The sequence below is a fragment of the Oceanobacillus sp. HCA-5259 genome (genome assembly GCF_037892815.1).
Classification (GTDB): domain Bacteria; phylum Bacillota; class Bacilli; order Bacillales; family Amphibacillaceae; genus Oceanobacillus; species Oceanobacillus indicireducens.
Genome location: NZ_JBBKBV010000036.1, coordinates 26,143 through 35,246, shown reverse-complemented (window position 1 = coordinate 35,246; position 9,104 = coordinate 26,143). Strand labels below are relative to the sequence as shown.

General features: G+C 35.8%; 12 protein-coding genes and 1 pseudogene. 5 read left to right on the top strand and 8 right to left on the bottom strand.

What is annotated here, in order from left to right:
* Positions 1-5: 5 nt before the first annotated feature.
* From WKU33_RS15750 to WKU33_RS15725, 6 genes are all read right to left on the bottom strand, one after another.
* Positions 6-743, bottom strand: coding sequence for an ABC transporter permease (locus tag WKU33_RS15750; RefSeq protein ID WP_156857981.1), 738 nt, complete (start codon positions 741-743; stop codon positions 6-8).
* Between the two features lie 13 nt (positions 744-756).
* Positions 757-1,500 carry an ABC transporter permease gene (locus WKU33_RS15745; RefSeq protein WP_156988959.1) on the bottom strand — a complete coding sequence of 248 codons (744 nt, stop codon included), beginning with the start codon at positions 1,498-1,500 and terminating at the stop codon, positions 757-759.
* Positions 1,497-2,405 carry an ABC transporter ATP-binding protein gene (locus WKU33_RS15740; RefSeq protein ID WP_156857979.1) on the bottom strand — a complete coding sequence of 303 codons (909 nt, stop codon included), beginning with the start codon at positions 2,403-2,405 and terminating at the stop codon, positions 1,497-1,499. The genes WKU33_RS15745 and WKU33_RS15740 overlap by 4 nt, the downstream gene beginning before the upstream one ends.
* A gap of 132 nt (positions 2,406-2,537) precedes the next feature.
* Positions 2,538-3,227: an ABC transporter ATP-binding protein gene (locus tag WKU33_RS15735; protein ID WP_336252793.1), complete on the bottom strand. Its 690-nt coding sequence runs from the start codon at positions 3,225-3,227 to the stop codon at positions 2,538-2,540.
* The gene (locus WKU33_RS15730; protein ID WP_156857977.1) at positions 3,224-3,604 is read right to left on the bottom strand and encodes a GntR family transcriptional regulator; all 381 of its coding nucleotides are present in this window, start codon (positions 3,602-3,604) and stop codon (positions 3,224-3,226) included. Before WKU33_RS15730 ends, WKU33_RS15735 begins: the two co-directional genes overlap by 4 nt.
* A 3-nt stretch (positions 3,605-3,607) precedes the next feature.
* On the bottom strand, positions 3,608-4,384 hold the full coding sequence (locus tag WKU33_RS15725) for a hypothetical protein (protein ID WP_336252792.1): 777 nt from the start codon (positions 4,382-4,384) through the stop codon (positions 3,608-3,610).
* 289 nt (positions 4,385-4,673) lie between these two features.
* Between WKU33_RS15725 and WKU33_RS19125 the strand changes: the two genes are divergently transcribed.
* The 5 genes from WKU33_RS19125 (at position 4,674) to WKU33_RS15705 (ending at position 7,394) form a co-directional block, all read left to right on the top strand.
* Positions 4,674-4,910, top strand: coding sequence for a hypothetical protein (locus WKU33_RS19125; protein WP_442946177.1), 237 nt, complete (start codon positions 4,674-4,676; stop codon positions 4,908-4,910).
* A complete protein-coding gene (locus tag WKU33_RS19120) occupies positions 4,873-5,097 on the top strand; it encodes an RNA polymerase sigma factor (protein ID WP_442946176.1) in 225 nt (74 codons plus the stop codon). The genes WKU33_RS19125 and WKU33_RS19120 overlap by 38 nt, the downstream gene beginning before the upstream one ends.
* The gene (locus WKU33_RS15715; RefSeq protein ID WP_156857975.1) at positions 5,081-5,335 is read left to right on the top strand and encodes a helix-turn-helix domain-containing protein; all 255 of its coding nucleotides are present in this window, start codon (positions 5,081-5,083) and stop codon (positions 5,333-5,335) included. Before WKU33_RS19120 ends, WKU33_RS15715 begins: the two co-directional genes overlap by 17 nt.
* Positions 5,336-5,802: 467 nt before the next feature.
* On the top strand, positions 5,803-6,075 hold the full coding sequence (locus WKU33_RS15710; protein WP_156857974.1) for a helix-turn-helix transcriptional regulator: 273 nt from the start codon (positions 5,803-5,805) through the stop codon (positions 6,073-6,075).
* Between the two features lie 86 nt (positions 6,076-6,161).
* A complete protein-coding gene (locus WKU33_RS15705) occupies positions 6,162-7,394 on the top strand; it encodes a tyrosine-type recombinase/integrase (protein ID WP_336252791.1) in 1,233 nt (410 codons plus the stop codon).
* Between the two features lie 120 nt (positions 7,395-7,514).
* Here the strand turns inward: WKU33_RS15705 and rpsI are convergent.
* A pseudogene (rpsI, locus tag WKU33_RS15700) lies at positions 7,515-7,577 on the bottom strand (30S ribosomal protein S9); the annotation flags it as partial.
* 257 nt (positions 7,578-7,834) lie between these two features.
* On the bottom strand, positions 7,835-8,857 hold the full coding sequence (locus tag WKU33_RS15695) for an AI-2E family transporter (protein ID WP_156857972.1): 1,023 nt from the start codon (positions 8,855-8,857) through the stop codon (positions 7,835-7,837).
* Between the last annotated feature and the right edge of the window lie 247 nt (positions 8,858-9,104).

Genomic DNA, 9,104 nt, shown 5'->3' with positions numbered 1-9,104 from the left:
AAGGACTAACTGAATTCTTTTCTCCTAAAGTGAAGCAACCCTAAAACAGTAAAAAGAACAAGCAATACGCTAAATATGATAAGCAATTGTTCAATTGGTGGTCGGAACGCCTCATAAGCTGGTGACATCATCATAGATGGCTGAGCCCATGGATAGAAAAAGCCATATGGAGTCTGACTTACCATTAAGACAGGGATTGTCAACCCAATGTTAACAGTAAGTGGAAGCGCGAAGCTTTTCCAGTTAAAGGCTAACCATAGCTGTAACGAAGCAAGCGGTAGAGAAGCAAGCCAGCCAAATAGACCATAGATGATAAAATCTTTTAATATAAACGTTCCCGAGAGATCAAAGAGGTGACCGATGGCAACATATTGAATAACTAAGGAAATCTGAGTGACTGCCAACAGTAAATATAAAGTAAGTAATTTAGCAAAGTAAAGCTTTACGTGAGAAATAGGAAAGCTTAACACTTGCTTCCATCCTCCATTTAAATGATCAACCCTGCAGATGGTAGAAGCATAAATACCAACAAGAATAGGGAGAAAGATCATTCCGTAAAAAATGACAACCTGTGACCACGCGTCAACCCATAAATTAGCGTCTGGTTCGATAAACTCTCTTGCGTTAACAAGTAAATTTCCGACTCCTAGAAAGGTTGCTAAGCTTGGAATGAGAAGAGCAATAATCCAAAGAACCGATCGTTTTGTTTTTAAAAGTTCGACTGAAAAAAGATTGGAGAACATCTATTTTCCCTCCTTATGCAAATTCTTTTTTTCTAAAATGAATAAACCCAACGAAAAGAAGCAATAAACCTATGATAAAACTCGTGCCAACAATGTCCCACGGTAATCCAACCGATTCCTGGTTAGGCGATGGCAATACTTGGACATAAAATGTCCAGGGTAACCATTTTCCTAATGGTAACTGTCCCCCAAGAATGGTTAGTAAAATTCCAAGGGAACCAATCGTAATCGGTATTGCTTGGTTTTGAAAGGTAAGCGCTAGCCATAACTGCAAAGCAATCAGTGGAACAGCAGTCAAAAATGGAAAAAGGGAAAAACCTAAAATTTGCGTCCAAGGAAAGGTGTCATTTCCAACCATCATACCTAAGATGATAATTCCTATCATTAAAATGAATCCCGAAATAATCGTTAGAACCGTTGACCAAGCAAATTTGTTAACGTATATCTGAAATCGTGAAACAGGCATGGAGAAAATAGACTTCCAGCTGTTCCCCTGATGTTCTATATTTGCAATGATGGATGTGATTAGTGTTACTTCTAGTGGAACGGCTAGAAGTATAAGAAAAAAACTAAATATCCATATTGGGTCCCACATGGTCATTCCATCCTTAGCGGCTTGTTGAACAATCGTGTCATAGCGTAAAAATATATTCAAACCATTTGCCAGTACAATAATGAATGGTATGATCAACGGAAGAATCCAAAGCCATGTTCGCTTGTATTTTACTATTTCTGAACTTACCACCTTGCTCATCATACAGATTCACCCACCCCTGTTAGTTCGATAAATATATCTTCTAAGGATTGTTTCACTTCTTCCAATCTGTTTACCCGAAAACCTTCGGAAAGCAGAGTATAATTGATTTTCTCTGCAAATACAGGGTCTGCGTCTTCCATGATAACTCTCGTATCGGTAAGTTTAGCATCATATCCTTGTTCTTTCAGAAACGTAAAGGCTTGGTCCGCACGATTGACGCCGATGTGTAATTTAGGTTTACTTTTCTCTTTTAGCACATCGATGGAGTCCTGAAAAATTAACTCACCTTTATTAATGATGCCCACTTGATCAGCCATTTGTTCAATTTCACTTAGTAAATGACTTGAAATGATGACCGTCATGTTGTCATGTTTTGGCATCGCCTTAATCAGTTCCCGTATTTCCTGGATCCCTGCTGGATCAAGTCCGTTTGTAGGTTCATCCAATATAAGAAGCTTCGGTTTGTTCAGTAAAGCAGTTGCAATCCCTAGGCGTTGTTTCATTCCCAATGAATAGTTTTTGACTTTTTTATCTGCTGCTTTGTTCAATCGAACGATGTTTAAAACCTCCGTGATGCGACTTTTTGGTGCTCCTAGTAATCGTCGGGCAGCTTCCAAATTTTCATATCCTGTTAAATGACCATAATACGAAGGTGCTTCTACTAACGACCCGACTTGACTCAAAATCTCCATTCGATGTTTTCTTAAATCTTTCCCTAATATTTGCACACTTCCCGTTGACGGTTTAATCAGACCAAGAAGCATACGAATAGTAGTACTTTTGCCAGCTCCATTCGGTCCTAAGAATCCATAAATCGATCCTTCTTTTACGTTTAAATTGATATTGTTTACTGCGTATTGCTTCCCGTATTTTCTCGTCAACCGATTTGTTTTAATGATATCCATTAATTTTTTCCTCCTTATTACATAAAAAACTTATATATGGTCAGAACAATTGCCATTTATCATTTAAAAACCTACCGTATTAACTAAGCAGATTCCTATTGGCAGATAGCGATTCTCCCTAAAGAAAATGTCTTACTCATAAATAGTTGTCATCCATTCAACGATTCCGAGGTTTTGTTCTTCTCGCAGTTGCTCTACATTATGGTGACCGATGATTGTTCCATCCTTTATTGCAATCACTTCATCTAAGATGTTTTCTAAATCTTGGATCTCATGAGTAGTAATTAGAACGAGCTGTTTTTTTAAATCAACAAAGGAAAGCAACCCTTTGACAATGGATTGACGTACCATTGGATCAAGACCTGAAAGTGGTTCATCCATTATGATAATAGGGGCATTTCGTGCAAGAGAAAGTACAATTTTTAGCCTTCCTCGATTTCCTTTTGAGAGTTCTTTCAGTTTACTTTCCGGATTGAGCTTCATAAAGGTTAAAATTTCATTGGCCTTTTTAAGGTCAAAATCGGAAAATTGACTAGCATAAAACTCAATGGTCTTTTCCACGTTATAAAACCTGTAGTACTCATCTAGCTCTGATAAATATGAAACAATAGAGGCTGAACGGCGATTTACGGTTTTTTCATTAATAAGCACTTCCCCTTTTGTCGGGTAAGTCAGACCAGCGATTAACTTCAGCATCGTAGATTTTCCACTTCCATTTTCACCAACCAATCCGATAATTTTTCCCTTTGTTAGCTTTAAGTTCACTTTATCTAATGCTACTTTTTGCCGATATTTTTTTGTTACTTGTTGAAATGAGATCATTGCTCAGGCGCTCCTTTCTCTGCTAAATAAGATTCGATTCCTGCTTGAATTTCGTCGTCAGAATACCCCATTTCCCGCATTCCTTGCACAAAATGAGAGATTTCTTCTTTTTTCATTTGTTCTCTAATCGCTTGAAGAACTTGTTCATCATCTGTAACAAAGGTTCCTTGCCCGCGCTTGGACTCCACGATTTTCAACCACTCTAATTCTCTGTATGTTCGCTGTACTGTATTTGGATTCACGTTTACAGCTATTCCCATATCACGTATTGATGGAAGCTTTTCTCCAAGGTGTAACTCACCACGGCAGATTTGCCGTTTAATACGTTCAGCTAACTGTAAATAAATCGGCTCTCCAGAATGGAATAGATCAGTCATAAATTACACCTCAACTTTACGGTCAAGAATCCAACTACTGCCAGCAAAAAGTAGGACAGCCAATACAAGATCCCTTACAAAATGACCAATATAAAAGATGGTTGATAAATGTTCGATTTCATAATGGTAATTTTCGTTTGAAATGTTTAACTCAAAACCTGAAAGTACACTGTCGCTGTTTATCACACCCCAATCGGTTAAGAAAGATAAATCACCAATTATATTGAGAAGTGAAGCAGCGGCGAGAAACAAAAAGAATGCTAACACAAAACTGAAAAAATCATTATATGTTTTGCTCAATACCATAAAGATTGTCCAGAAAAACAAATAAGTACATCCCAATAACAACGCAGTTAATAGTAAGGCAATGACAGACGATATAGCGGTAGTTAGCCATTCATTTAAATTGATAGTCAATGCACTATTTCTATAAGCCTGCCATAGCACGATAACTGCAGTGATAAGAGTAATGAGCATATAGACTAGACCAGAAATGAGCTTCGCTAATAGGATTGACTCGATTGGCAACGGATTATGAAGCCATAAATGCATTCGTTTACGTTCTACGCTCAAGCTGTAAAGCAGGTAATAAGCTAAATAAAAAACATGAAGAGCAACTGCTACAAACGCTCCTATTGTTAACATTTCCCACATGAGATTAGTTGAAAGGCCAAACATAATACTAATTGTGAAAATTCCAATCAAGGCAATCAGTGAGAATATAAACGCTGGAAGTCCTAGGTGAAATTCTTTTTTCGTTAAATCAAACCAAGCGGTCATTTTAATTCCTCCTGTGGTTTCTTTGTGCTAGTGTTATAGTTAAATAGTACACTAATTCATAGGTACCCGTCAAGAGGGATTTTAAAAAAAGTAAAAGATAATTGTGTGTAAGCCTAATAATTTCATAAAAATAAATTTATCTCGTTCTAATCGGTGGATTTTTCGCCTTTTTACAAATTTTTTTCAAAAAAATAGTTCTTTTTTTCGGCATTTTAGAAAAAAGTTTGTTGAAGGTTATGAAAGGGGAAATCATCACCCACCTTTGCAGTTGCGAAGGGAGAGGACATGCATGATAGAACCAGATCGTACCGAGTGGCAAGTTCGCTGTGCATTTAACGCCTTTTGTAAACGTGTCTTGAAGAATGAAGCTATTAATATTTATAACGAAAGGCAACAACAACGTCTAACAAAGGAGATGACATTTTCTGACCTTACACCACAAGAAGAAAATCAACTCTATACCTGGAGAAGAAGGGCAAAGTTTTCAAGTGGCTGGAAAGAAAATCACTCCGAAATTACTTGCTGAAGCGCTGCATACTTTGCCAAAAGGAAAGCGTATCACTGTCCTACTATATTATTTTTTTAACAAATCAGATGTAGAAATAGCTGAAATACTCAATATTCCACGTAGTACCGTTCAGTATAGGCGGACAAGCTCTTTCAAAAGGTTAAAACGATTTTTGGAGGAACATGCAGATGAATGGAGTGATTAATTCTAATGTTGAAAACAACGAGCGAGGTTTATTGCCGTACCCAATTATTTTAGCTGCAAATAAGGGTGAGCCAGAAGCAATGAAAGTAGTTGTTTTGCATTATGGAAGCTATATGACAAGCCTATCCATGCGTAAGCTCCGTGATGAACAAGGAAACACTTATTGGGGCATCGATGAAGATATACGTGAACGCTTACGAGCGAAGCTTATGCAATCTGTTTTAGCTTTCAAAATTTGAATACAGAATGGTTAGGTTTTCCCTTTCATTAATCATATATTTGTTCTTTGACAAAGAAAGCACGGAAGATAACGCTGTGCAGTATAAACTAAAAAATCAGATACATTCAACTGATGGCGAGCCATCTGATTCATACGCCATGACTTTCGTTAGAAACGAGGCGATAATCTATGAGTCTAAGGCAATCGTGGTGGATTGCTGGCGATAACCCATCAGTTAGGATAATGATACTCCCCTATCGTCATGGTTCGAGCGTTTGAAGCGTCGCAAGCCATGAGTAGGGCTGGAAGAAATACTTGCAGGGGTGAAATTCCCGTGGAGCTGTACCAACAGCCGTCTGATTTTTTTCAGTTTTTATACGAACATACCATTATACAGCGTAGATTCTGATTTATGAATATGGTACTCCTTCAAAAAGGAAATAACATTTGAAGAACAATAGTTTGTTATATTAAGGAAGTGTTATCATGAGTACGATTAATATTGTATTAACCGACGAACAACTTAACACACTGCAACAAAACATTTATTCGACTATATCAAATGCTATATCCCAAGCTAGAAAAGACTCTGCACTAGAAAAGAGATACCTTAGAAAAAAGGAAGCTTGTGAATATCTAGGAATATCGAATAATACTTTGGATAAGTGGATTGAGCAAGGATTTCCAAGAATTATGATTAATCGAACACTACTTTTTGATAAACAGGCAATGAATGAATGGTTGGCGAAACATGCATGAATCGACACTTTCTGAAAAATATGCGTTATAATCAGGGTGTAGTCTTTCTTACGTTCTGATTCACTTCAAGAAAGTAGGAAAAATGTATGGCTATTAAAGAAATGAGTAGTGGGAGTTACAAAGTTGAGGTGTTTTATCCAAAAGAGGTTCGGAAAATTTTAGGAGTAACGACACAACGATTTAGAAAAACCTATTCTACTAAAGCAGAAGCACAAGAAGCAGAAAAGGAAATTAAAAAGAAGATTGAACAAGTAAAAAAAGAAAAACACGGGCGTGCTCTCGAACAAAAAGGAACAATAAAATTTAAAGACTTTTACAAGCAAATTTGGATAGATATGTATTGTAACGGTTCTAGTGGAAAAACTCGACAAGTCCCTTCTTCTCAAACTGTTAAAAATACAAAAGATGTATTTCGATTGCATATCCTTCCGATGTTTGGTGAGTACTCTTTATTAGAGCTCAATACGAATAATGATTTTGTATTAAGACAATTAAATGCAAAATCACAAACTTATGCAAATATCAAAATTATCAAAAGCTATGTCAATCAACTTTTCGATATTGCAGAGTTATTAAACTATATTGAGTATAATCGTATTGCCCGAATCATTGGTTATGTTGGTGACCCTTTAAAACAACGATTAAAAGCAGAAAGAGAATTGAACGGAGAATCTCTTTCCGCAGAGGAATTACTTGCTTGGGTAAAAGCTGTTCAAGAAGATAAAGATAAAGGATATTTAACTTTGCAAGATTATGTACTATTTACCCTAACTTTGAATCTTGGTGATAGAAAAAGTGAAAGTTATGCGTTGCAATGGAAACATATCGAATTAGAAAAAGGAACTATTTTACTTGTTCAAAATAAAACAAAAGACGGAAAAATAACTGCTACAAAAGGGCGAAAAAATACAAAGTTCCAGCTACCTGTTTCCTTAGTTAACCTACTATCAAAGTGGAAAAAGGAACAAGCAAAAGAATTACTGAAAGTTGGAATCAAACAAACCGAAGAACAATTTCTATTCACCTACACTAATTCGAAAGGCGATATTAATGTACCTGTTCATATTGATTATTTAAACTATCGCGTCAATGCTGTAAAGCGTCGTCACAAAGAACTTTCTCATGTAACACCTCATAAATTGAGACATACCTTTAGTACCCTAGCTTATGAAGGCGGTGCTTCTATGGAAGAAATTTCACGTGCTTTAACACATTCTGATGCAAAAACAACACAAGTCTATGTAAATACACCAAATATAGTGGATTTATCCGCATATCGGAAGTTTGAACAACGATTAAAAGATGTACAAAATGAATGATTAGATAAAATGGAATAGTGTTTACAAAAACTAGGAGTACCCATTTTCGTACCCAATTTATATAAAAAAGCACTTCCCAAATATATGAGAAGTGCCATAAACGTTGATATAACAGTATCCCTAACGTTTTGAAAATTGTGGAGCTCTACGCGCGCCCTTAAGACCGTATTTCTTACGTTCCTTATATACAGGCTTTCATGACTGACACAAAGGCAGTTATTAGCATGAACTATAAGGAGTTTAATTTCTATCATCTTTTCTAAACTTCAGTCTTTTGTACAATAAGTATCAGAAGCCAATTATTCCAAAAAAGTTAGAATTTATTGTAATTTTGTATCATTCATTTAGAAAAGGATTATGTATACTAAAAAATAGAGCGGTTAAAATCTTCCTTACAAAATTAATAAACATAAAAAAACAACGTGTGTCTAATAAAAGCCTCACGTTGTTTTTTGCTCTTTTGTATCTATATTCGTTACATCCAATATATCCAGCAAGAATACAAACACCGGTATTCCGATAATTAACCCCCAGACACCAAAGAAATGCTGGGAAAAGATCAAGACAATAAATGTATAAAATACAGGTAAGTCTGTTTTAGAAGACATCAATTTCGGATTAAGAATATACGCTTCAATTGCATGGATAACCATAATTGCGATGAGCAAGTAAATAACGGTTAAAAAGCCCCCGATTGTATAGGCGATGAGAGATAGCGGGATAAGTGAAATGATTACACCTGCAACAGGGATAAGCCCTAAGAAAAAGACCATAATCGCTAATCCAAAGATCTGTGGGAATCCAAGAATGATTAATACAATGACCGTAAGAAATGTATTAATCAGGGCAATCATAAATTGTGCTTCAATTACTTTGCCAAAGGTGCGTGAAAACTTACTGCCGAAGTACTCGATCTCCAGGTAAAATGGCGCAACTTTACTTTTTTTGAACTTACTCGTAAATGCAAGTAGGCGGGGTTTTTCGAGCAGGAAGAATAAGCTAAGTATTAACGAGATTAAAACCTGTACACTTACCGTGCTAATATCTGTAATCGACTTTAAGAGAAATGAAAAGCCGTTTTCTATGTAGCTTGTAATTTGAGCGCTTGAAATAATCGGTTCTATAAAACTAAAAACTGGATTATTATACGATTGGATGGAGAAATTTGAAATCTGCCCAATGACTTGACTGATTTCCATCGTTATAATTGGTAAGTATTTTACTGCTCCTACTGTTAATAAACTGACGATTACGGAGTATAGCAATAACACGAGAATCGATCGGTTAAATTTGATCCGTTTCATTGTAAATTCAACTAGCCCATTCATCAAAAATGAAAAAATAAAAGTAAGGAGGATAATATTTATTAAACTTCTTACACTGTAAAGAATTAGAATGATTAAACCAAAAATAATAATGCGTTTTACTCCGGTTTTTCGAAAAAAGTCGACGATTGATTCCATATAATATTTCCTCTCTTATGCCATGTGAAGTAAGTTAACTAGTTTTGCCTATATCCTTTAGTATCCACTTATAACAGGAAAAATACAAGATAAAAACTTAAGTAATTCTGCAATCATATTAAACCTGGGACAAATGCTCTGACCCTCTGTCCCGCTGAAACAACTTTAAAAAAAAGTTGACAATTTTATTCTTTTTGATTAGAATAGTTTCCAATCGGTTAAATTTTAAAATAATTTGTTCAATACA